1 protein-coding gene is annotated in these 264 nt (G+C 36.7%); it reads left to right on the forward strand.

Going from position 1 to position 264, the window contains the following annotated elements; genetic code table 11:
* On the forward strand, nucleotides 1-264 hold a 264-nt coding region (locus ETC07_RS16225; protein WP_136249332.1), incomplete at both ends, for a TspO/MBR family protein.

The raw sequence follows: 264 nt of genomic DNA on the forward strand, positions 1-264 counted from the left end.
TAGCTGGTGATATCAAATCAATTTATAACAACTTACAACTTCCGCCATTGGCGCCACCAGATTATCTGTTTGGTATTGTTTGGCCAATTCTCTATGCCTTGATTGCTGTAGCAGGTTTTATAGTTTTTCAAAATTTAAAATTAAGAAAAAGTGAAGCCCAGCCCGCTCTCTTGCTTTATGTCATCCAGTTATTCCTCAACTTTATCTGGAGCATTATCTTTTTCAAGGGTTATTTCTGGTTTGGAGTACTTGTTATCCTTGTTC

The organism is Halomonas borealis, assembly GCF_004798905.1.
Taxonomy (GTDB): Bacteria; Pseudomonadota; Gammaproteobacteria; order Pseudomonadales; family Halomonadaceae; genus Halomonas; species Halomonas borealis.